The sequence below is a fragment of the Rhodococcus sp. 11-3 genome, from assembly GCF_023704055.1.
Taxonomy (GTDB): Bacteria; Actinomycetota; Actinomycetes; order Mycobacteriales; family Mycobacteriaceae; genus Rhodococcus; species Rhodococcus aetherivorans.
The window spans coordinates 2,508,207-2,529,702 of the sequence record NZ_CP080406.1 but is presented as its reverse complement, the minus strand read 5'-3'; the positions used below and the strand labels follow the sequence as shown (position 1 = coordinate 2,529,702).

23 protein-coding genes and 2 tRNA genes are annotated in these 21,496 nt (G+C 70.1%); 10 read left to right on the top strand and 15 right to left on the bottom strand.

Annotation, left to right across the window (positions count from 1 at the left end; all coding sequences use genetic code 11):
• Positions 1–76 precede the first annotated feature (76 nt).
• A tRNA-Pro gene (locus tag KZJ41_RS12120) sits at positions 77–153 on the bottom strand.
• A gap of 138 nt (positions 154–291) precedes the next feature.
• On the opposite strand from KZJ41_RS12120, the gene KZJ41_RS12115 reads away from it, so the two are divergent.
• A tRNA-Gly gene (locus KZJ41_RS12115) sits at positions 292–365 on the top strand.
• Positions 366–373: 8 nt separating this feature from the next.
• On the opposite strand, the gene KZJ41_RS12110 is transcribed toward KZJ41_RS12115, so the two are convergent.
• From KZJ41_RS12110 to KZJ41_RS12090, 5 genes are all read right to left on the bottom strand, one after another.
• Complete coding sequence (locus tag KZJ41_RS12110; protein WP_029543093.1) at positions 374–742, bottom strand: carboxymuconolactone decarboxylase family protein; 369 nt, start codon at positions 740–742, stop codon at positions 374–376.
• 60 nt (positions 743–802) lie between these two features.
• The gene (locus KZJ41_RS12105; protein WP_232334079.1) at positions 803–2,194 is read right to left on the bottom strand and encodes a wax ester/triacylglycerol synthase family O-acyltransferase; all 1,392 of its coding nucleotides are present in this window, start codon (positions 2,192–2,194) and stop codon (positions 803–805) included.
• Positions 2,195–2,363: 169 nt separating this feature from the next.
• A complete protein-coding gene (locus KZJ41_RS12100; protein ID WP_164528111.1) occupies positions 2,364–2,534 on the bottom strand; it encodes a hypothetical protein in 171 nt (56 codons plus the stop codon).
• Between the two features lie 37 nt (positions 2,535–2,571).
• Entirely contained in the window at positions 2,572–2,946 is a 375-nt protein-coding gene (gene trxA, locus KZJ41_RS12095; protein WP_043796566.1) for a thioredoxin, read from the bottom strand.
• Between the two features lie 33 nt (positions 2,947–2,979).
• The gene (locus tag KZJ41_RS12090) at positions 2,980–4,359 is read right to left on the bottom strand and encodes a rhodanese-like domain-containing protein (RefSeq protein WP_006942079.1); all 1,380 of its coding nucleotides are present in this window, start codon (positions 4,357–4,359) and stop codon (positions 2,980–2,982) included.
• Between the two features lie 259 nt (positions 4,360–4,618).
• On the opposite strand from KZJ41_RS12090, the gene KZJ41_RS12085 reads away from it, so the two are divergent.
• The 4 genes from KZJ41_RS12085 (at position 4,619) to KZJ41_RS12070 (ending at position 8,481) form a co-directional block, all read left to right on the top strand.
• Complete coding sequence (locus tag KZJ41_RS12085; RefSeq protein WP_006930562.1) at positions 4,619–5,218, top strand: rhodanese-like domain-containing protein; 600 nt, start codon at positions 4,619–4,621, stop codon at positions 5,216–5,218.
• 2 nt (positions 5,219–5,220) lie between these two features.
• Positions 5,221–6,099, top strand: coding sequence for a sulfite exporter TauE/SafE family protein (locus KZJ41_RS12080; RefSeq protein WP_006930561.1), 879 nt, complete (start codon positions 5,221–5,223; stop codon positions 6,097–6,099).
• 166 nt (positions 6,100–6,265) lie between these two features.
• Positions 6,266–7,639, top strand: coding sequence for a wax ester/triacylglycerol synthase domain-containing protein (locus KZJ41_RS12075; protein WP_029543084.1), 1,374 nt, complete (start codon positions 6,266–6,268; stop codon positions 7,637–7,639).
• A gap of 50 nt (positions 7,640–7,689) precedes the next feature.
• Positions 7,690–8,481 (top strand): GA module-containing protein, encoded by a 792-nt coding sequence (locus tag KZJ41_RS12070; protein WP_065922672.1) that lies wholly within the window; start codon positions 7,690–7,692, stop codon positions 8,479–8,481.
• Here KZJ41_RS12070 and KZJ41_RS12065 read toward each other — a convergent pair.
• The 3 genes from KZJ41_RS12065 to KZJ41_RS12055 all read right to left on the bottom strand — a co-directional run bounded on the left by KZJ41_RS12065 (position 8,478) and on the right by KZJ41_RS12055 (position 10,480).
• On the bottom strand, positions 8,478–9,275 hold the full coding sequence (locus tag KZJ41_RS12065) for an Fpg/Nei family DNA glycosylase (RefSeq protein ID WP_006930558.1): 798 nt from the start codon (positions 9,273–9,275) through the stop codon (positions 8,478–8,480). The two genes, KZJ41_RS12070 and KZJ41_RS12065, sit on opposite strands and share 4 nt — an antisense overlap.
• A 20-nt stretch (positions 9,276–9,295) precedes the next feature.
• Positions 9,296–9,775: a ribose-5-phosphate isomerase gene (locus KZJ41_RS12060; protein WP_029543077.1), complete on the bottom strand. Its 480-nt coding sequence runs from the start codon at positions 9,773–9,775 to the stop codon at positions 9,296–9,298.
• Between the two features lie 84 nt (positions 9,776–9,859).
• Positions 9,860–10,480, bottom strand: a complete 621-nt coding sequence (locus KZJ41_RS12055) for a DsbA family protein (RefSeq protein WP_006930555.1) — start codon at positions 10,478–10,480, stop codon at positions 9,860–9,862.
• A 139-nt stretch (positions 10,481–10,619) separates the two neighbouring features.
• On the opposite strand from KZJ41_RS12055, the gene KZJ41_RS12050 reads away from it, so the two are divergent.
• Complete coding sequence (locus KZJ41_RS12050) at positions 10,620–11,864, top strand: NAD(P)/FAD-dependent oxidoreductase (protein ID WP_006930554.1); 1,245 nt, start codon at positions 10,620–10,622, stop codon at positions 11,862–11,864.
• Positions 11,865–11,926: 62 nt separating this feature from the next.
• On the top strand, positions 11,927–14,509 hold the full coding sequence (pepN, locus tag KZJ41_RS12045; protein WP_251550809.1) for an aminopeptidase N: 2,583 nt from the start codon (positions 11,927–11,929) through the stop codon (positions 14,507–14,509).
• A gap of 49 nt (positions 14,510–14,558) precedes the next feature.
• Here pepN and KZJ41_RS12040 read toward each other — a convergent pair whose 3' ends face one another.
• The 4 genes from KZJ41_RS12040 to KZJ41_RS12025 form a co-directional block, all read right to left on the bottom strand.
• The gene (locus KZJ41_RS12040; RefSeq protein ID WP_338020941.1) at positions 14,559–15,722 is read right to left on the bottom strand and encodes an IS30 family transposase; all 1,164 of its coding nucleotides are present in this window, start codon (positions 15,720–15,722) and stop codon (positions 14,559–14,561) included.
• An 88-nt stretch (positions 15,723–15,810) separates the two neighbouring features.
• Positions 15,811–16,287, bottom strand: a complete 477-nt coding sequence (locus tag KZJ41_RS12035; RefSeq protein WP_006930552.1) for a DUF5130 family protein — start codon at positions 16,285–16,287, stop codon at positions 15,811–15,813.
• Positions 16,274–16,537 (bottom strand): hypothetical protein, encoded by a 264-nt coding sequence (locus KZJ41_RS12030; protein WP_006930550.1) that lies wholly within the window; start codon positions 16,535–16,537, stop codon positions 16,274–16,276. Before KZJ41_RS12030 ends, KZJ41_RS12035 begins: the two co-directional genes overlap by 14 nt.
• A 64-nt stretch (positions 16,538–16,601) precedes the next feature.
• Positions 16,602–17,225, bottom strand: coding sequence for an HNH endonuclease (locus KZJ41_RS12025; protein ID WP_251550807.1), 624 nt, complete (start codon positions 17,223–17,225; stop codon positions 16,602–16,604).
• Between the two features lie 174 nt (positions 17,226–17,399).
• On the opposite strand from KZJ41_RS12025, the gene KZJ41_RS12020 reads away from it, so the two are divergent.
• Genes KZJ41_RS12020 through KZJ41_RS12010 form a run of 3 tightly spaced genes read left to right on the top strand, consistent with a single transcriptional unit; the run spans position 17,400 to position 20,348 of the window.
• Positions 17,400–17,792: a globin gene (locus tag KZJ41_RS12020; RefSeq protein ID WP_251550804.1), complete on the top strand. Its 393-nt coding sequence runs from the start codon at positions 17,400–17,402 to the stop codon at positions 17,790–17,792.
• A gap of 55 nt (positions 17,793–17,847) precedes the next feature.
• Positions 17,848–19,437: a glycoside hydrolase family 13 protein gene (locus tag KZJ41_RS12015; protein WP_043798962.1), complete on the top strand. Its 1,590-nt coding sequence runs from the start codon at positions 17,848–17,850 to the stop codon at positions 19,435–19,437.
• The gene (locus KZJ41_RS12010; protein ID WP_006930541.1) at positions 19,425–20,348 is read left to right on the top strand and encodes a DMT family transporter; all 924 of its coding nucleotides are present in this window, start codon (positions 19,425–19,427) and stop codon (positions 20,346–20,348) included. Before KZJ41_RS12015 ends, KZJ41_RS12010 begins: the two co-directional genes overlap by 13 nt.
• On the opposite strand, the gene KZJ41_RS12005 is transcribed toward KZJ41_RS12010, so the two are convergent.
• Together KZJ41_RS12005 and KZJ41_RS12000 are read right to left on the bottom strand one after the other, a co-directional pair.
• Positions 20,335–21,039: a hypothetical protein gene (locus KZJ41_RS12005; RefSeq protein WP_006930539.1), complete on the bottom strand. Its 705-nt coding sequence runs from the start codon at positions 21,037–21,039 to the stop codon at positions 20,335–20,337. The genes KZJ41_RS12010 and KZJ41_RS12005 overlap by 14 nt on opposite strands.
• Complete coding sequence (locus KZJ41_RS12000) at positions 21,032–21,466, bottom strand: thioesterase family protein (protein WP_006930531.1); 435 nt, start codon at positions 21,464–21,466, stop codon at positions 21,032–21,034. The genes KZJ41_RS12005 and KZJ41_RS12000 overlap by 8 nt, the downstream gene beginning before the upstream one ends.
• Positions 21,467–21,496 lie beyond the last annotated feature (30 nt).

Below are 21,496 nucleotides of genomic sequence, written 5' to 3'. Positions count from 1 at the left end.
CATGCTCCTTCTGTCGTGCTCGTTGGTCGTTCGATCAAGCTGTCACCGGGTGCTCGGTCGTCCACCCGGTTCTTCCTGGTCGGGATGACAGGATTTGAACCTGCGACCCTCCGCTCCCAAAGCGGATGCGCTACCAAGCTGCGCCACATCCCGTCAACACCGGCACCCGGAACCTTCCGGGGACCCGAGGGAGAATCCTACGGCCCCCCGATTATGAAATCCAAAGCGAGGTTCGGTACAGTCTGTTCCTGCACGCGGCAGACCCGGCGATCCCGGGTCGATCGCATGCATGGGGATGTAGCTCAATGGTAGAGCCCCAGTCTTCCAAACTGGCTACGCGGGTTCGATTCCCGTCATCCCCTCCACCGGACCGTCACCGGTCCCGCTGTTCCTCGGCGTCGGCGAATTCGCAGAACGCGGTGTAGGCCCGCGACCCGTAGATCGTCGCCGGGCCGCCCTGCATCAGAAATGCGACCCCGATCGCCTCGGCCGCCTCCTGCCTGCTCGCCCCGGCCCGGACGGCGCTGCGCGCATGGGAGGCGATGCAGCCGTCGCATTCGTCGACGACGCCGATCGCGAGCGCGATCAGTTCCTTGGTCCTGGTATCCAGGGCCCCGGGGGCGAAGGCGGCCTTGCTGAGGGCATTGAAACCCTGATACACCTCGGGAATCGCCGCGCGCAGCGCCCGGTGCTGCGGATTCAGTGCGTTCAGGACTTCCTGGTAGTGCCCGTGCTCGCTCATGAGCCGACCGTAGACATCCTCACCCGGAACGGACACCGAATCGGCGGATTCACGTCGCCGTCACACGGCGTGCGAGAGGCGGAGCAGCCCGTCGATCTCCTCGGTGAAGGCGCGGACGAGATTCTCGGGATCGGGCACCCGGTCCGCGTCCGCCTTGAACCCCACCCGGACCTTGCCGCTGTAGCTGAAGATCGAGACGCCGAGGGTCTGATCGCCGGCGCCCGGCACCCAGGCGAGCACACCGCGGATCTTCGCCCCCGCCATGTACCGGTCGCTCGTGGGACCGGGAACATTGGTGGTCACCCCGATCGCCTTGCCGGAGAAGAAGTCCACGAAGAACCGTTCCAGCTCCGGACCGGTCCGTCCGATCGCCTTGATCAGGCCGAACGTGAGCGTCACCTCGGGAGAGTGCTTGATGACCTCCATCCGCCGGTGGGTCTCGACGATGCGTTCGAGCGGGGTCTCCAGTGCCGACGGGTACTTGAAGAGCACCAGAGCGAACTGATTCCCGAGTTCCTTCGGCAGGGGCTTGTCGAGGGGGCGAACGTTGACCGGCACCATCGTGGGCACGTCCTGCGGCTTGCCGCCGTGCTCGCGGATGTACGTCGCGAGCGCCCCGGCGACGGCTCCCATGAGCACGTCGTTGACGGTGGTGCCGGTCCGGTGACCGATGTGCTTGATGTCGTCGAGCGGAAAGGGCTCACACCACACCGCCCGTTTGGCCGTTCCTGGTTCGCCACTGAGCGGAGTGTGCGGTTTGGGGCCGAGCACGAGCTTGTTCGCGATCTCGCCGGTGCGTTCGGCCTGGGTGAAGGCGTCGCCGAGGACATGCGGATCGAGCAGCTTGGGCAGGTCGAGCAGCATGTGCGCAGCGCCGGACGCCGCACTGGCGGTGTTCGACACCGCGGCCCCCGCGAACTTGGCGGCCCCCTCGAGGAGACCGGCATGGTGCTCGGGCACGGCGGTCGGGGCGTCGTCGAGGTCGCTGTCCGGGGTCTCCCCCGTCATCGAGAGCATCACCTGGTTGAGGGCGATGCCGTCACCGATGCAGTGGTGGAGCCGGGTGTAGATCACGGCTCCGTGCCGGTATCCGTCGATGAGGTGCATCTCCCACAGCGGGCGGCGACGATCGAACGGCACCGGCATCCGCCGTTCGATGTACCGCTGCAGCGTCGCGTCGTCGCTGCGGGGCAGGGTCGTCCGGATCAGGTGGTCGTCGAGGTCGAACTCCGGGTCGTCCTCCCAATGCGGCGACCCGACATGCGTGCGCGGTTGCACCGGCCGCTGCCGGAACGACGGGTAGGTGTCGACGAATCGTCGCTGCACGAGGGACACCACGCGCGACCAGTCGACGGGGCCCTCGAAGAACATCAGCGAGTCGATGATCATGAGGTTCTCGGGTCGGTCCATGTTGAGCCAGATGGTGTCCACCGGCCCCATCGCTCTGTTCACCGTGGCCGTCCCTTCTCGAGTGGGCGTTTACGAGTTTTTCACCGGTCGGCCGACCGCGGAAGGGTAATTGGCCCTCGGCCTGCTACGCGAACACCCCGCCCTGCTCGAGCAGGGCGGGGTGTTGCCGCGGCGGAGAGTGCGGTGGAGGCGCAGTCTCCTCGAGGTGCGGTCAGCGTCGGAAGAGCGCGCCGAGGGTGCGTGCCTGCGCCCCCGCGGCGGTGTCCTGGCCGCACGCGCAGCGGTCGGGTGCGGGCACGGAGCGCATGACGGCGTCGACGTGCTGGCCGCAGCCGCCCCAGCCGGTCTTTCCGCAGTTCGGGCAGGTGACGGGGTAACACATAGGGGTCCTCCTCGGGACGGGTAACGGGGGCGGCGGGTCAGGCGCCGGCGGCGGCCTTGTGTTCGGCGACCTGGGCGTGGACCTCGGCCATGTTCAGGGCCTTGATCTGCCCGATGAGGTCTTCGAGGGCGGCCGCCGGCAGGGCGCCGGGCTGGGCGTAGACCAGCACGCCCTCGCGGAACGCCATGATCGTGGGGATCGAGCGGATGTCGGCCATGGCGGCGAGCTGCTGCTCGGCCTCGGTGTCGACCTTGGCGTGCACGACGTCCGGGTGCGCGGCCGAGGACTTGTCGAACACGGGGGCGAACGCCCGGCACGGACCGCACCACGAGGCCCAGAAGTCGACCAGGACGATGTCGTTGTCGGTGATCGTGGACTCGAAGTCCGCGAGGGTGAGATTCGTCGTTGCCATCGGGGGTTCCTTTCGTTTTCCTCGGGTGCGGGATCAGGCGGGGACGTGGGCCTCGGCCCAGGCGTTGTAACCGCCGAGCAGGTCCGAGACGTTGTCGAAGCCCTGCGCCCGCAGCAGCGACGCGGCCACACTCGAACGCCACCCACCGGCGCAGTGCACCACGATCGGCTTGCCGGTCGGCACCTGCCCGAGCCGGGTCCGCAGCTGCGCCAACGGGATCGGCACCGCCCCCGGAATCACCCCGAACTCGCGTTCACCGGGATTACGGATGTCGACCAGCGTCACCGCATCGGCGGCGAGCAACTCGTCGAGCTGCGCGACGGTGGTCCGCGGCGCGGTCTGCACCAGATCCGCCAGCTCCGCCGGGAACACCCCGTCGTGATCGACGGTGAGATAACCGGCCGCGTTGTCCGACCCGATCCGGGCCAGCCGCACCGCCGCGTCCTGCTCCTCCCCCGGATAGGTGATCAACACGATCTTCTCCCCCACCTCGGCGACCATCCCGCCGGTCTCGGCGAACCGGCCGTCGAACCCGACGTTGACCGACCCACGCAGATGCCCCGCCGCGAAATCGTCCACACCGCGCGCATCGAGCACCCGGGTCCCGGCGGCCAGCTCCGCCCGCACCCGCGCCGGGCTCAGCTCCGGGATGGTGCGCCCCCGATCGAGCAGCGGATGCACGCTCTTGTTCAACCCGGCATCGACCGAGAAGTAGGCCGGCGCGGCCGGCTGCCCCTCGGTGACCAACGCCACGAACGCCTCCTCGCTCATCGGCTGCACCGACGGATTGCTCACCCGCTGCTCCCCGATCGTCGAGGTCAGCTCCGTCGACAGGTTCTTCCCGCACGACGAGCCGGCACCGTGCGCGGGCAGCACCGTGACCGCATCGGGCAGGGTCAGCAGCTTCTCGTGCACCGTGTGGTACATCGCCCGCGCCAGATCCTCGGTCGACGAATCCCCCAGATTCACCAGGTCCGGACGGCCCACATCACCGATGAACAACGAGTCCCCGGTCAGCACCGCGGCCGGGGTCGCCCCCGGATGCTCGCGCACCAGCACCGAGATCGACTCCCAGGTGTGCCCCGGGGTGGCCAGGATCTCGAGGTCCACCTCCCCGAGGGACAGGTGCTCCCCGTCGCGCAGCCGCCGGATCGGGTAGTCCGCCTCGGCGGCCTCCCCGAACCCGATCCACGCCCCGGTCGCCTCGAGCAGCTCCAGATGCCCGGAGACGAAATCCGCGTGGAAATGCGTGTTGATCACACCCTCGATGCGCAGCCCGTGCCGCGCGGCGTCGTCGAGGTACTCGGTGACATCGCGGCGCGGATCGACCACCACCGCCCGGCCGGTGCCCTCGTCACCGATCAGGTACGACGCGTGCGACAGGCACTCGATGTAGTACTGCTCGAGAATCATTCGGATCTCCCTCTCCTCGGTCACCAAGACCGGTGGCGTTCTGCGTTGACCCATCCTGACATATACCCCCATGGGTATGTCAAGTACCCCCTGGGGTATACCGGCGAAGCACGTCGCACCGCCGCCACGACCCCGCCGGCACGCCTTGCACATACCCCCTCCCGTATGCTTATCATTGCTGCGGACATACCCCCCGGGGTTTATGCACGAAGCCCGATCGCACACCCCGCGATCACGACCACCGATCCGAAAGGCCCCCATGACCGAGCCGAGTCCCGCCACCCTCGATCCCACCGCCCTGCGCGAGCTCCTCGACTCCGGCAAGAACGTCCGCGTCGTGGACGTCCGCACGCCCGGCGAGTTCGAGTCCGTGCACATTCCCGGCGCCTACAACGTCCCCCTGGACCTGCTGCGCGAGCACCGCGACGAGTTCCTCGCCCACCTCGACGAGAACGTCGTCCTCGTGTGCCGGTCGGGCCAGCGCGCCACCCAGGCCGAGGAGACTCTCCGCACCGCCGGGCTGTTCAACGTGCACATCCTCGAGGGCGGCATGATGGGCTGGGAAGCCAAGGGCTTCACCGTCAACCGCGGCACCGAGCGCTGGGACCTCGAACGCCAGGTCCGCCTCGTCGCCGGCTCCATCGTGCTGACCTCCGTCCTCGGCAGCATCGCGGTACCCAAGCTCAAGTGGCTCGCCGCCGGCGTCGGCGGCGGCCTGAGCTTCGCCGCGCTCTCCAACACCTGCGCGATGGGCATGGTGCTCTCCAAGCTGCCCTACAACCGCGGCGCCTCGTGTGATCCGCAGACCATCGTCGCCCAGCTGGTCGACTCGAAGACCGCTACGGCCGAAAGGAACTGATCATGATCGCGCTGACCGTTGCGCTGGCGGTCCTCGTCGGCGTCACCCTCGGATTGCTCGGCGGCGGAGGTTCGATCCTCACCGTCCCGCTGCTGGCGTACGTCGCGGGCATGGATGCCAAGGAAGCCATCGCCACCTCGCTGCTCGTCGTCGGCGTCACCAGCGCGGTCGGCGCGATCTCCCACGCGCGGGCAGGCCGCGTCCAGTGGCGCACCGGCATCCTGTTCGGCCTGGCCGGCATGGCCGGTGCCTACGCCGGCGGCCTGCTCTCGCGTTTCATCCCCGGCAGCATCCTCCTGCTCGCCTTCGCCGCGATGATGATCGCCACCGCCATCGCCATGCTCCGCGGCCGCAAGAACAAGACCACGGGCCCGGACGGCACCCACTCCATGCCGGTCGGCAAGATCCTGCTCGACGGCGTGGTCGTCGGCCTGGTCACCGGCCTCGTCGGCGCCGGGGGCGGCTTCCTGGTCGTGCCGGCCCTGGCCCTGCTCGGCGGCCTGCCCATGCCCATCGCCGTCGGCACCTCGCTGATCGTGATCGCCATGAAGTCGTTCGCCGGCCTCGGCGGCTACCTGTCCACGGTGCAGATCGACTGGCGCCTGGCGGCAATGGTCACCGGCGCCGCCGTCGTCGGCAGCCTCATCGGCGGCCGCCTGACCGCCATGGTCGACCCGGACGCGCTGCGCAAGGGCTTCGGCTGGTTCGTCCTGATCATGTCCTCGGTCATCCTCGCCCAGGAGATCCACCCCCTCGTCGGCATCACCGCGGCGGCACTCACCCTCCTCGCCGCCGGCACCACCTACGCCTGCAGCCGCAGCGACCGCTGCCCCCTGCAGCGGCTCGGACGACGGACGGAAGCCGCCACCTCGGCCGCCTGACGGACTCACAACCCGGACGAAAGTCACTATCGGCATCACGGCCCGGCGCCTAGAGTTCGGAGTATCCGCTCCGGATTCCCGCGCCGGGCCGTGATGCCGTCCCGGTTCGAGGTGCGGCCGGAGCGAAACCCGACTGTCGCGGCGGCCCGTGTGAGAAGTTACCGAGATGAGCAACGCATCCGACCGCCACATGCAGCAGACGGACTACCTCACCTGGAGCATGGAGAAGGATCCCGCGCTCCGGTCGACGATCGTGGCCGTCGTCCTGCTCGACGCCTCACCCGACTGGGACCGTCTGTGCGAGATGATGGACCGCGGCACCCGGGAGGTGCCCAGCTTCCGGCATCGCGTGGTCGAGGTGCCGTTCGGTCTCGCGCCGCCGCGATGGGTCGCGGATGCGAACTTCGACCTGTCCTGGCACATGCGCCGGGTCTCCCTTCCCGGGCCGGCGAACTTCGACGACGTCCTCGAGTTCGCCCGGACCACGGCCATGGCCGCGTTCGACAAGGACCGGCCGCTGTGGGAGATGACGGTGGTCGACGGACTCGCCGGCGGCCAGGCCGCGCTGCTGATCAAAGTGCACCACGCCCTCACCGACGGAATCGGCGGTATGCAGATCACCGCGCGGCTGGTCGACTTCGACCGCGACGGCACGCCCCGCGATCCGGCCCCGGAACCGCCCGCCCCGGAATCACCGGACAGCCTCGACCTGGCCGCCGAGGCGATCGGCTGGGACTGGTCCCAGCTCCGCGGACTCGCGGGCCGCGGGCTGGCCTCGATCTGGCCGACCACCCGGGCGGTGGTCACCAACCCGATCGGTTCCGCCCGCAACGCCGCGGGGGTTGCGGCGTCCGTCGCCCGCTACCTGCGCCCGATCCTGCGGCTCGAATCCCCGGTCATGACGGAACGCACCCTCAGCCGCCGGCTCCACGTGATCGACGTCCCGCTCGACCGGCTGCGCGACGCCGCCCACCGCGGCGGCGCCACCCTCAACAGCGCCTTCCTGACCGCCGTCCTCGTCGGCCTGGCCGAATACCACCACCGCCACGGATCCGACGTCGACGAGCTGCGGGTCACGATGCCGCTGAGCATCCGCACCGATCAGGACACCCTCGGCGGCAACCGGATCAACCTCGCGCGTTTCCCGCTTCCCGTGCGCTCCGACGACCCCCTCACGCTCATGCAGGAGGTGAACAGGATCGTCGAAGGCTGGCGCCACGAGCCGGCGGTGCCGATGGCGCAGACCCTCGCCACCCCCCTCAATCTGCTCCCCCCGGCCGTCGTCGGCGAGATGCTCAAGCACGTCGACTTCCTCGCCTCCAACGTGCCGGGTTCCCCGGTGGCGCTGTACGTCGCCGGCGCGAAGGTGGAACGGTACTACGCCTTCGGCCCCACCCTCGGCTCGGCGTTCAACGTCACCCTGATGTCGTATCTGCACACGTGCTGCGTCGGGTTCACCCTCGACACGGGGGCGATCCCCGACCTCGAGGTGTTCGACGACTGCATGCGCGACGGATTCCACGCCGTCCTCGAAGCCTGACCCGCCGGTAGGCTGGACGGTGACCGTCCAGTCCGCCGGAAGGGACCGCCGTGGAACTCCTGCTGATCGTCGCCGTCCTCGTCGCCGTCGTGTTCCTGGTGTCCGCGGCGCAGCGGAAGAAGTCGGGGCGTGGCGCCCACGAACTCGACGACGCGAAGGCCGACGCCCGGCAGGCCATCGAGCGGCTCGGCGGCCAGATCTACAACCTCACCGGCACCGACACCGCCTCCAAGCAGGCCCTCGCCGATGCGTCCGAGCGCTACAACGCCGCCGGGTCACAGATCGAGCAGGCCCGCACACCGGTGCAGGCACGGCTGGCCAAGCAGACCGCTCTCGAGGGGCTGTACTACATCCGGGCGGCCCGCCTCGCGATGGGCATGGACCCCGGTCCCGATATCCCCACGCTCGAGGGCCAGCAGACGGCCGGCCGCGTGACCGAGAACCGCGAGATCGACTTCGAGGGACGCACGGTGGCAGCCTCACCGGCCCCCTCGTCGCGCACCCCGAACTACTTCCCGGGCGGGCGCGTCGCGGGCCGGCCCGTGCCGGCGGGCTGGTACTCGGAGCCGTGGTGGAAGCCCGCCCTCGTCGCCGGGGCGTGGGGCGTCGGATCGATGCTGCTGTTCTCGGCTATGTTCTCCGGCATGGCCGGGGTGCCGTACGACGCGCAGGCCTTCGAGCAGGGCTTCGACTCCGGATACGACCAGGGTCTCGAGGCCGGCCAGGACGGCGGGGACTACGGCGACGCCGGCGGCGATTACGGCGGTGGTGACTACGGCGGTGGTGACTACGGCGGGAGCGATTTCGGGGCCGGCGGGGACTTCGGCGGGTTCGACTTCTAGCCCACCTGGCAGGCGGGGCACCAGAACAGGTTGCGGCCCTGCATGACCGAGTGCAGCACCGGCGTGGTGCACAACCGGCACGGCTCACCCGCACGCCGGTAGACGTAGGTCCGGGGACGGCCCTTGGCGTAAGCCGGTGCGCCGTGGTCATGTTCGCGCCGCACGACGTGGATCGCGCCGCGTCGCACCCCCGTCCGCATCAGAACGACGAGATCGTCCCAGACGGCGTCGAACTCGGCTCTGGTGAGATCACGGCCGGGGCGCTGCGGATGGATGCCGTGCCGGAACAGGACCTCCGCGCGGTAGATGTTGCCCACCCCCGAGATCACGGACTGGTCCATGAGCAACGAGCCGATGGCGCTGCGGGACTTGGTGATTCGCGTCCACGCCCGTTCGGGTTCGGCGTCCCGCCGCAGCGGGTCGGGACCGATCCGCGCGGCGATCGCCTGCACCTCGCCCGGGGTGAGGACCTCGCACGCGGTCGGACCGCGCAGGTCGGTGCCGAACTCGGCGCCGACCATGCGCATCCGTACCTGACCGACCGGATCCGTCAGCGGAACCGGCGCCTCGGTGAACGAGCCGTACAGACCCAGGTGCACGTGCACCGTCAGGCCGTTGTCGTAGTGGTGCCACAGGTGCTTGCCCAGCGCCTCGGCGCGGAGCAGCACCCGGCCGTCGACGAGCGCCGCGTCGTCGGCGAAGCGGCCCTGCGGGCTCGACACCCGCACCGAGGCACCCGCGAAACGTCGCTGGTGCAGCCGGGCGAGCCGGTGCAGGGCTGGTCCCTCCGGCACGGTGGATCAGGCTCCGTTCGTCAGGCCGGCGCGCCGGGAACTTCCGGGGCCACGCCGGTCTTCTCGTACTCGCTCAGGATGTCGATGCGCCGCTGATGCCGTTCCTCCCCCGACCACGGGGTGGCGACGAACGCATCGACGATGGCGAGGGCCTCCTCCAGGCTGTGCATGCGACCACCGATGCCGATGAGCTGCGCGTTGTTGTGCTCACGGGCCAGCTTGGCGGTCTCCACGCTCCAGGCGAGGGCACAGCGGGCGCCCGGCACCTTGTTCGCGGCGATCTGCTCACCGTTGCCGCTGCCGCCGAGGACGATGCCGAGACTGCCCTCGTCCGCGACGACGCGGCGAGCGGCCTCGATGCAGAATGCCGGGTAGTCGTCGAGGGCGTCGTACTCGTACGCGCCGCAGTCGACGGCCTCGTGGCCGTTGGCAGTGAGATGTTCGATGATCTGGTTCTTACGTTCGAAGCCGGCGTGGTCGGCACCCAGGTAAACGCGCATGCGTCAGATAGTAGGCAGCGCTGCTGCCGGTGCGTCCTTTGGGCGGCAGCAACCGCCCAAAGGACGCACCGGCGCCGCAGGCGCCTACTCGAAGCTCGGGTCCTCGGTGCGCGTGCGCTTGAGTTCGAAGAAGTGGGGATAGGACGCCATGGCCACCACCCCGTCCCAGATCCGGCCGGCGTCCTCGCCGCGCGGGATCCGTGAGAGCACCGGACCGAAGAACGCCACGCCGTTGACGTGGATGGTCGGCGTGCCGACGTCCGGGCCGACCGCATCCATGCCGGCGGCGTGGCTGGCGCGCAGCGCCTCGTCGTAGGCGTCGGTGTCGGCGGCCTGCGCCAGGTGCGGATCCAGGCCCAGGTCCGCGAGGGACTTGGCGATCACCGCCGGGAAGTCCTTGTTGCCCTCGTTGTGGATCTGGGTGCCCATTGCCGTGTACAGCGGCTCGAGGATCTCGTCGCCGTACTTCTGCGCCGCGGCGATCGCCACCCGCACCGGACCCCACGCCCGCGTCATCAGTTCGCGGTAGACCTCGGGCAGGTCGTCCTTGCCCTCGTTGAGCACGGCCAGGCTCATGACGTGGAACTTCGCCTCGATGTCGCGGACCTGCGCCACCTCCAGAATCCAGCGCGAGGTGATCCAGCACCACGGGCACAACGGGTCGAACCAGAAGTCGGCGGTGTCCTTCGAAATCGGGTCGCTCACGGGGTCTCCTCGCTGCAGAAAATCGGACTACGGTCCGATTCAACGTCGGCCGTCGCCCAATTCTTCCCGAACCGCCGGTTCCCGCGCCGTCGCCGACGTACCGTCGAGGAACCGGTGCCGCACGGAACGGGGATGCGCGATGTCCAACGAGAAACTCTTCGTCATCGTCGGCGGCGGGCTCGCCGGGGCCAAGACGGCCGAGCAGTTGCGCGCCCGCGACTTCCCCGGCCGGATCCTCCTCCTGTGCGAGGAGGAACACCTTCCCTACGAGCGACCACCGCTGTCGAAGGACTACTTCGCCGGCAAGAAGCAGCTTGCGGAGTTCACCGTGCAGCACGGTGACTGGTACCGCGACCACCGGGTCGAGGTCGAACTCGGCGTCACCGTCACCGCGCTCGATCCTGCCGCCCACACGGTCACGCTGCCCGACGGTTCCACCGTGCGCTACGACAAGCTCGCCCTCGCGACCGGTTCGCGCTCGCGGCGCATCCCGCTGCCGGGCGTCGACGCCGCGGGCGTGCACATGTTGCGCACCGTCGAGCAGTCCGACGCGCTGCTTGCCGCCGTCCGCCGCGAGGCGGGGCCGGCGGCGCACCTGGCGATCGTCGGTGCCGGCTGGATCGGTCTCGAGATCGCCGCCGGCGCGCGCGGGCACGGCGCGGACGTCACCGTCGTCGAGGCAGCCCCCCAGCCCCTGTCCGCCGCGCTCGGTGAGCAGATGGGAGCCGTCTTCGCGAAGCTGCACCGCGATCACGGCGTGGACCTGCGCACCTCGACGACGGTGTCGGAGATCCTCACCGCCGAGAACCGCGCGAGCGGGCTTCGTCTCGGCGACGGCACCGAGATCCGGGCCGACGCGGTCCTCCTCGCGGTGGGCGCAGCGCCCAACGTCGAACTGGCCCGCGACGCCGGACTGGCGACGGAGGACGGCGGAGTGCTGGTCGATGCGTCCCTGGCCACCAGCGATCCGGACATCGTCGCGGTCGGTGACATCGCCGCCGCCGAGCATCCGCTGCTCCGGACCCGGATCCGGGTCGAGCACTGGGCGAACGCGCTCCACCAGCCCGACGTCGCGGCCGCCACCATGCTGGGCCGGCCCGCCTCCTACGACCGTCTGCCGTACTTCTTCACCGACCAGTACGACCTCGGCATGGAGTACGTCGGGCACGCACCCGGCGACGCGCGGGTGATCACGCGCGGCGACGTCGACTCCCGGCAGTTCCTCGCGTTCTGGCTCGACGCGGCCGGGCGGGTCTGCGCCGGGATGAACGTCAACATCTGGGACGCGGGTGACGACATCCGCGCGCTGATCTCCTCCGGCGAATCCGTCGACCCCCACCGGCTCTCCGATCCGGAGGTGCCACTCGCGGAGGTCGCCGGGTGAACCGGTCCCTCACATGATGGGATGGCAGGCGAGTCGCATCCCGTCGTGAGAAGGAGTTTTCCGTGGCACCACCGAATCTGACCCGCGAGCAGGCGGCCGAGCGGTCCGCGGTCCTGACCGTCGACAACTACCGCATCGAACTCGACCTGACCGACGGCGCGGGCGCTCCGGGAACCACCACGTTCCGTTCGACCACCACCGTCACGTTCGACGCCACGGAGGGCGCGTCGACCTTCGTCGACCTGATCGCGCAGACCGTGCACTCGGCCACCCTCAACGGCAAGCCCGTCGACGTCTCCGGATACACCGAGGAGAGCGGGATCGCGCTGAGCGGATTGGCCGCGCGCAACGAACTGACCGTCGAGGCGGACTGCCTCTACACCAACACCGGCGAGGGCCTGCACCGCTTCGTCGATCCCACCGACGGCGCGGTCTACCTGTACTCGCAGTTCGAGACGGCCGACGCCAAGCGGATGTTCGCGTGCTTCGACCAGCCGGACCTGAAAGCCAGGTTCGACATCTCGGTGAGCGCGCCCGCCGACTGGAAGGTGATCTCCAATGCCGCGACGGTGAACACCGTCGCCGCCGACCCCGGACGGCACGTCTTCCGCACCACGCCCCGGATGAGCACCTACCTCGTGGCGCTGATCGCCGGACCGTATACCGAGTGGACCGACACCTACAGCGACGCGCACGGCACCATCCCGCTCGGCATCTACTGCCGTGCCTCCCTGGCCGAGTTCATGGACGCCGAGCGGTTGTTCACCGAGACCAAGCAGGGCTTCGGGTTCTACCACGAGAACTTCGGCATGCCCTACGCGTTCGGGAAGTACGACCAGCTGTTCGTTCCCGAGTTCAACGCCGGCGCGATGGAGAACGCCGGCGCGGTGACCTTCCTCGAGGACTACGTGTTCCGCTCCAAGGTCACCCGCTACTCGTACGAGCGTCGCGCCGAGACGGTGCTGCACGAGATGGCACACATGTGGTTCGGCGACCTGGTGACCATGCGCTGGTGGGACGACCTGTGGCTCAACGAGTCGTTCGCGACCTTCGCCTCGGTGCTGTGCCAGTCGCGTGCCACCGAGTACACGAACGCGTGGACCACGTTCGCGAACGTCGAGAAGTCGTGGGCCTACCGCCAGGATCAGCTCCCCTCGACCCACCCGATCGCCGCGGACATCCCCGACCTCGCGGCGGTGGAGGTCAACTTCGACGGCATCACCTACGCCAAGGGCGCGTCCGTGCTCAAGCAGCTCGTCGCCTACGTCGGCGAGGAACCGTTCCTCGCGGGGCTGCGGGACTACTTCCGTGAGCACGCGTTCGCCAATGCCACGTTCGACGACCTGCTGGCGGCCCTCGAGAAGTCGTCGGGCCGGGACCTGTCGGGGTGGGGCGCGCAGTGGCTCAAGACCACCGGGCTGAACATCCTGCGCCCCGATTTCGACGTCGACGACGACGGGCGGTTCACCCGCTTCGCGGTGATCCAGGAGGGCGCCGACCCCGGCGCCGGGGAACGCCGGGTGCACCGGCTCGCGATCGGGGTGTACGACGACGACGGTTCGGGCAAGCTGCTCCGCACACATCGCGTCGAGATCGACCTCGATGCCACCGAGCGCACCGAGGTGCCGGAGCTCGTCGGCGTCGGCCGCGGCAAGCTGGTGCTCGTCAACGACGACGACCTCACGTACTGCTCCGTGCGGCTCGATCCCCAGTCGCTCGAGGTGCTGATGGACCGGATCGGCGACATCGCCGAGCCGCTGCCGCGCACCCTGGCATGGTCTGCCGCATGGGAGATGACCCGGCAGGCCGAGCTGAAGGCCCGCGACTTCGTGGCGCTGGTCCAGCGCGGCGTCGCGACCGAGACGGAGGTCGGCGTGGTACAGCGGCTGCTGATGCAGGCGCACACCGCCCTCGGCAGCTACGCCGATCCCGGCTGGGCGGCCGAGCGAGGCTGGACCGACTACGCGAACCGGCTGCTGGAACTGGCCCGCGAGGCGCAACCGGGCTCGGACCATCAGCTCGCGTTCGTCAACGCGTTGACCACGGCCCGGCTCGCGCCGTGGCACACCGAGGTGCTCGGGGAACTGCTCGGCGCCGAGCCTTCCAGCGTCGGGCTGGCCGGACTGGTCGTCGACACGGATCTGCGGTGGCGGATCGTGCAGGCGCTGGCCGCGGCCGGGGAGATCGACGCGGAGGGCGTGGAGTCGCCGTTCATCGACGCCGAGGCCGAGCGGGATCCGACGGCCGCCGGTGCACGACAGGCGGCCACCGCGCGGGCGGCGCGCCCGCAGGAGGCCGTCAAGGAACAGGTGTGGGACACGGTGGTGGGCGACGACTCGATCCCGAACATCACCGCCCGCGCGATCATCGGCGGCTTCGCTCCGGCCGGCCAGTCGGAGCTGCTCGAGCCCTTCGTCGCGCGGTACTTCGCCGACGCTCCGGGCGTGTGGGAGCGCCGCTCCAGCGAGGTCGCGCAGACCGTCGTCGTGGGCCTGTACCCGTCGTGGTCGATCAGTGAGTCCTCCGTCGCCGCGGCCGACGAGTTCCTCGCCGGTGAGCATCCGCCCGCGCTGCGCCGGCTGATCAGCGAGGGACGCGCGGGGATCGTCCGGTCGCTGAAGGCGCGGGCGTTCGACGCGTCCTAGCCGCAACACGCGTGTGGCCGAATGTCACATCGTGTCGATCCGGGCGGTTTCAGGCGGCCGATGCGACAAGCTCGGTGAACGCTTCGGTTGGCGTGCGCCAGCGTAGCGTCTGCCGGGGGCGGCCGTTGATCTCGTCCTGGACCTGCTGCAGGTCCTCGGGCGTGTACACCGACAGGTCGGTGCCCTTGGGGAAGTACTGCCGGAGCAGACCGTTGGTGTTCTCGTTGGTGCCGCGCTGCCACGGCGAGTGCGGATCGCAGAAGTAGACAGCGACGTCGGTGGCCATGGTGATCTGGGCATGAGCACGCATCTCGTGGCCCTGATCCCAGGTCACCGACCGCTGCATCACCTCCGGCAACGACCGCATCGCGGCGATCATCGCATCGCGGACGCCGGACACGTCGCGGACCTTCGGCAGGTGCAGCAACACCACGTACCGGGTGGTGCGCTCGACCAGGGTGCCGATCGCCGAGCGGTTGCGCGCCCCCATGATCAGATCTCCCTCCCAGTGCCCGGGCACCGCCCGGTCCTCGACCTCGGCGGGCCGCTGGGAGATGAGGATCTTGTCGGGAATATGGCGGGCACTGCTCGGCACTCGCCCCTGCGGCACCCGACGGGTGTGCCGGCGCCGCAGATACTCCGAAAGCTCTTTTCGCAGTTCGCCTTTCAGTTGCACATACACGGCCTGGTAGATGGTTTCGTGGGACACCCGCATCTCCGCTCGGTCGGGGAAGTCGACCACCAGCCTGGCCGAGATCTGCTGCGGGGACCAGCGCAGCTTCAGCCTGGCGACGACATACGCGCGCAACTCGGGTGCGGCCATCAGCTTGGCGACTTTCGGTCGCAGTGCTCGGGTCCAGGCCCGCGCGTGGGCCGACACGGCGCGGTAGCTACCGTCGCGGTTGCTGTTGCGTTCGATCTCCCGGTAGATCACCGACCGGTGCCGGCCCAGGTGCGCGGCGATCGTCTGGACCGACTCGTTGCGGGCGAGTCCGAGGGCGACAAGCTCCCGCTCGCCCAGGGACAACGACCGTCCGCCGTGCTCCCAGTGCGGGGCACGGCGGACGGTGCCGTTGGCCTCGTCCTCCCACCGGTAGCCGGTTTGTCGGCTGACACCGACCGCGGCTGCGGCCTTGGCGATCGACACCTTCGTCATGCGCATGGCGAAGAACCTAGCCTTCTTCGCCTCTCGTGCTGCTCGACCCACTGACATCTCCCCTGGTCAGGGAGCGTGTCGCATGGACCACCTGAGTCAGCCCCGATCGACGTGATGTGACATTCGGCCACAGAGGCGAGGGGAACTACGGCGCGGTGATCGCGTTCGCCATGACGCGGATTGCGCTGACGATGCCGTCGATCAGGTCGCCCTGCCCGAACGACGAGATCGCGGCGGTCACGCCGAGCTGCGTGACCCGGTTGTCGACGCGGTCCGCGACGCCGCGGCCGCTGCGGATCTCGATGGAGCGCTGGTTCGGGTACACGGCGATGAGCACCGAGTTCGGCGCCTCCGGCGTGGTCGGGAACACCGCGTCGGTGGTTGCCGCCGGGTCGGTGGCGTCCGCGACGTAGACGTTGAAGCGCACCTTCGTCGCCCGGGTGGCCTCGGTGAGCGCATCGTCGAGAGCGATCATGTCGCGGTCGCGGAACGGCGGGCCCTCGAACAGGCCGTCGAGGGGGCGGGTCCGGGAGATCCGGCCACTCGCCGTCAGCGCCGCACCGTACGGCAGTTCCGCGGGAGCCACAGCCGTCCGGCTGTGCATCACGTCACCACTTGCCACTTGCCCTACCTCCGATCGGGTCGACCGGCGCGCCGGCGACGAGTTCATGATGCCCACCGTGGTGGCCGTGCGTGGTGACCTCGTCGACCGCGCTCCACAGCATCGGATCGTGGTCCCACTTGTCCCCGAGCTTGTACTCGGCGGGCCGCGTGCCCGGAACCGGCTTCGTGAAGACGGAGAAGACCCCGAGTATCACGATGATCGCCACCGGGATGGCAACGAATATGAGGGTTGTCTCGAGAATGCTCACATCGCAAACGGTAGCCCAGCATGTGCGATCCCGGCGCGCTTGCCCCGACTTGCGGCGACGGGGATCAGGCCGCGCCCTCGCCCAGGTACGGCAACCAGGTCGGATGCAGCTCCGGCAGCGTCGCCAGCAGCCGCCAGTGCCGGCCCTTCGGGGGCACGAGCGCGGCGCGCAGCGTCCAGCCGAGTTCGCTGAGCAACTTGTCGGCCTTGCGGTGATTGCACGACGCGCAGCACGCCACGCAGTTCTCCCACGAGTGTTCACCGCCGCGGCTGCGCGGGACCACGTGGTCGATGGTCTCGGCCTTGGCGCCACAGTAGGCGCACCGGTTCCGGTCGCGGTGCATGAGCGCGGCGCGGGTCATCGGCACCCGCGCGTGGTACGGCACGTGCACGAAGCTCCGGAGCCGGATCACCCACGGAATCTGCACCGCCCATTCCGCGGATCGCACCAGCGGGCCGAGCGGATCCTCGTGCACGGTGTCGGCCTTGCCGCCGGCCATGAGCACGACCGCGCGACGGGCGGGCAGCGCGGTGAGCGGTTCGTAGGTGGCGTTGAGCAGAAGTACGCGGCGTTTGACCCAGTCCGGGATAGCGTCGTCGCGTACGACACACAGGGAGTTGGCCCCCGGCGCCCCGTTGTGGGCGTCGGCGGGCGGGAGTTGTCGATGTGCGATGCGTCGGTGCTTCATACGACCTCCGGAAGACTGCTCACAAGTGGACCACGGATCTACGCACGTCGCACGCCGATTCTGACGACTTTCCGGGTCCCGGAGGTGAACATCCCGTGCCGGAGACGTCCGATTGGGGCGCGCACTCCCGGAACCGGCACAATGGACGAGCGAGAGGGACGGTGAGCAGAACTGATGAGTGACGAGCAGACCTTCTACGACGCGGTCGGCGGCGCCGAGACATTCCGCAAGCTCACGGCGCGCTTCTACGAGGAAGTGGCCGAGGACGAGATCGTCCGCCCGCTGTACCCGGAGGAGGACCTCGGCCCGGCGGAACGGCGCATGCGGATGTTCCTCGAGCAGTACTGGGGCGGACCGCGCACCTACTCGGACGAGCGCGGGCACCCGCGGCTGCGGATGCGTCACCACCCGTTCCGGATCGGCCCGCTCGAACGCGACGCCTGGCTGCGCTGCATGCACACGGCGATCGCGTCGATCGACTCGCAGACGGTCGACGACGAGCACCGCAGCCAGCTGATCGCGTACATGGAGATGGCGGCGGACTCGATGATGAACTCGCCGATCTGAGGGCCGGCCACGTTCGAGTCGTGGCCCACCTGTCGGTTTGGCACTATGGGTGGCTGTGAGCACTCCCCCCGGCACCCCTGCACAACGCTGGTGGGCGGACGCCGTCTTCTACCAGGTGTACCCCCGCTCGTTCGCCGACTCGAACGCAGACGGCGTCGGCGACCTCGACGGGATCCGCGACAAGCTCGGATACCTGGAGCTGCTGGGGGTCGACGCGATCTGGCTGAACCCGGTGATGCGCTCACCGATGGCCGACCACGGCTACGACGTGTCCGACCCCCGCGACGTCGATCCCCTGTTCGGCGACCTCGCCGCTCTGGACGCCCTCGTCGAGGCCGCCCACGCCCGCCGGATCCGCGTCATGATGGACCTGGTCCCCAACCACACGAGTTCCGAACATCCCTGGTTCCGGGAGGCGCTGGTCGCCGCACCCGACAGCCCCGAGCGGGCCCGGTACCACTTCCGCGACGGCCGCGGGCCGAACGGCGACCTGCCGCCCAACAACTGGCCGAGCGTGTTCGGCGGCCCCGCGTGGACCCGCGTGACCGAACCCGACGGCACCCCCGGACAGTGGTACCTGCACCTGTTCGCACCGGAGCAGCCGGACCTGAACTGGCGCAACGACGAGGTGTTCGAGGACCTGGAGAAGACCCTGCGGTTCTGGCTGGACCGCGGCATCGACGGCTTCCGCATCGACGTCGCCCACGGCATGGCCAAGCCCGGCGGGCTACCCGACTTCGACCACTGGGAGCAGAACCGGCTGCTGCGGCACTTCGACGACGACCCGCGGTTCAACAACGCCGAGGTCCACGACATCCACCGCCGGATCCGCTCGGTGCTCGACGAGTATCCGGACACGGTGGCCGTCGGTGAGATCTGGGTGCACGACCACGTGCTGTTCTCGGAGTACCTGCGCCCCGACGAACTGCACCTGGCGTTCAACTTCCATCTTGCGCTCGCGCGGTGGGATGCCGCCGAGATCCGGGAGGCGATCGACGTGTCGCTCGCCGCGGTCGCGCCGAGCGGCGGGGTCGCGACGTGGACGCTGTCCAATCACGACATCGAGCGTGAGGTGACGCGCTACGGCGGCGGTCCGCTCGGGCGCGACCGCGCGCGGGCGATGATCCTCGTCGAGCTGGCGCTGCCCGGTGCGGCCTTCCTCTACAACGGTGCCGAACTCGGCCTGCCCAACGTCGACGACCTGCCCGAGGACGCGCTGCAGGATCCGGTGTGGGAGCGGTCCGGGCACACCGACCGCGGCCGGGACGGGTGCCGGGTCCCGATGCCGTGGGAGGGCACGCAGCCGCCGTTCGGCTTCACCAGCGCATCGCAGACGTGGCTGCCGCAGCCGGACACGTGGGCCGGGCTGACCGTCGAGGCGCAGCTCGAGGACGTCTCGTCCACCCTGTCGTTGTACCGGGCGGCGCTCGAGGCGCGACGTCGGCGGCCGGAGTTCGACGGCGCCGACGTGGACTGGTACGGCAGTCCGCCCGGGTGCCTGGCGTTCCGCCGCTCCGGTGGGCTGATCTGCGCCCTCAACACCACCGAGCACCCGGTGGAGATGCCGCCGGGCACGGTGATCCTGTCCAGCGCGCCGCTGGTGGACGGGCAGCTGCCCGGCAACGGCGCGGCGTGGCTGATCTGACCGCACACCGCTCGCCGGCGAGCGCGGTCGCCCTGGTGCTGGCGGCGTCCGCCCTGTTCGGGACGACGGGCACCGCGCAGGCCCTCGGTTCGCGTGCGCTCGGTGTCCCGTTGGACGCCGTCGCGGTCGGGGCGGGCCGCATCGTGCTGGCCGGGACGGTGCTCGCGCTGTTCGCGCGGGCCCGTGGCCCGCTGTTCCCGGCGGGCCGCCGGCTGCCGACGCTGCTCGGCGCCGGCGGCGTGGTGATGTATCAACTGGGGTTCTTCACCGCGGTGCAGACCGCGGGCGTCGCGGCGGGCACGATGATCGCGCTCGGGTCCGGACCGGCGTTCACCGGGCTGCTGCAGTGGCTGGTGTCCCGGCGCCGCCCCGGCCGCGTGTGGGCGGTGTCGACGGCGATCGCGGTCGTCGGGCTCGTCCTCATCGTCGCCGGATCGGGCGGCGGCACCTCCGCGGGCGCCGGTTCCGTCGCGGCCGGGGCCCTGCCCGCGCTTGCGGCCGGCCTGGGCTACGCGACGTACACCGTCGCGGGTGCCGCGCTGCTCGGCCGCGGCGCCACCCCGGCCGCGTCGATGGGCGCGATGTTCGGGCTGGCGGCGGTGCCCATGGCGGCGATCCTGCTGGCACAGTGGCCGGGCGGTCTCGACAGCGCGGCCGGCGCGACGACCGTCGTCTATCTCGCCCTCGTCCCCACGGTGCTCGCCTACCTGCTGTTCGCGCTCGGCCTGCGCACGCTGTCGCCCGCGGCGGTGACCACCCTCACGCTCGCGGAACCGGTGGTGGCGGCCGTGCTCGGTGTGCTGGTGCTCGGCGAGCGGCTCGGCCCGGTGGCCCTCGCGGGGACGGTGGTCGTGGTCGCGGCGCTGACGCTGCTGGGCCGGAATCTCGGCGGCGGTGTCAGCGCACGCTGAGGCCGAGACCTCCGCCGCGGCGGAGGTACACGGATCCGTAGCGGGCGTCGAGCCGCAGCCATGTCGCCGACGCCCGCACGCGCACCACTTCGGCCGGGTCGATCCGGTCGAGGTCGATCTCCGCTGTCGCGGGGGCACCGCCCGTGGGCACGAAGCCCATGGCGTTGAGCGCGAACACCAGCCGCATCGGCACCCCGGCCCGCTCTCCCCCACCGGCGACCTCGAGCACCTCCTGCGCCAGCAGCGACGACGGCGGTCCCTGCCCCTGCTCGCGACTGAGCGTGACGCCGCGCTGCGCGAGGTCCACGAGGACGCGGGCGGGGACGTCGTCGAGGTGGACGTACCCGGCATCCGGAGGCAGGGCCCCGCGCCACGCCGAGTCCATCGCCCACCCCGGGTCCATCCCGTCGCCGCCGGCGGCGACGAGGGCCGCGCGCAGCCCGTCCGCGGCGACGGTCGTGTCCGCCGGGGCGATCGTGCCGCGCAGCACCCGGGCGGCGAGGGCGTCGAACCCGGTGTTCACCCACGCCGAGAGCAGCCCGTCGGGGCGTTGCCGCAGCCGCACGACAGCGGCCTCGTCGAGCCGGACCGCGCGGGTCAGGAACGCGACGAGGTCGGAGCGGTCGGCGGGGTCCGGGACCTGCAGCCACCGTTCGGGTGACGTCCCGGCCGCACTGAGGGAATCAGCCACGACGCCACCGCTGCAGGTACTCGCGTTCGGGGCCGGTGAGCCGGCGCAGCCGCTGGGTGCCGATGTCGAACGCCGCGATCTGGGTGGAGGCGACCACCGAGGGCGTGGCGTCGGCGGGCGCGCCGCCGGGCCGGACCTCGTAGCCGATGGTGAAGTCGACCGCCCGCACCTGCTCGACCCACATCAGCACGTCCAGCGGGCTGTCCTCGTGCCGCAACTGGCCGCGGTACCGCACGTGCAGGTCTGCGATGACGGCACCCTCCCGCAGGTTCACGGTGGGCCGGCCGTCGGCGAACAGCCACGGGATGCGGGCCTCCTCGAGGAGGGTGACCATGCGCGCGTGGTTGATGTGCTGGAACGCGTCCATGTCGGACCAGCGCACCTCCACCGCGGTGTGGAAGCCGAACTGCTCGGTCGCGTCCCTCACTGCGCGGGCCCCGCGGCTCCACGGTGCTCC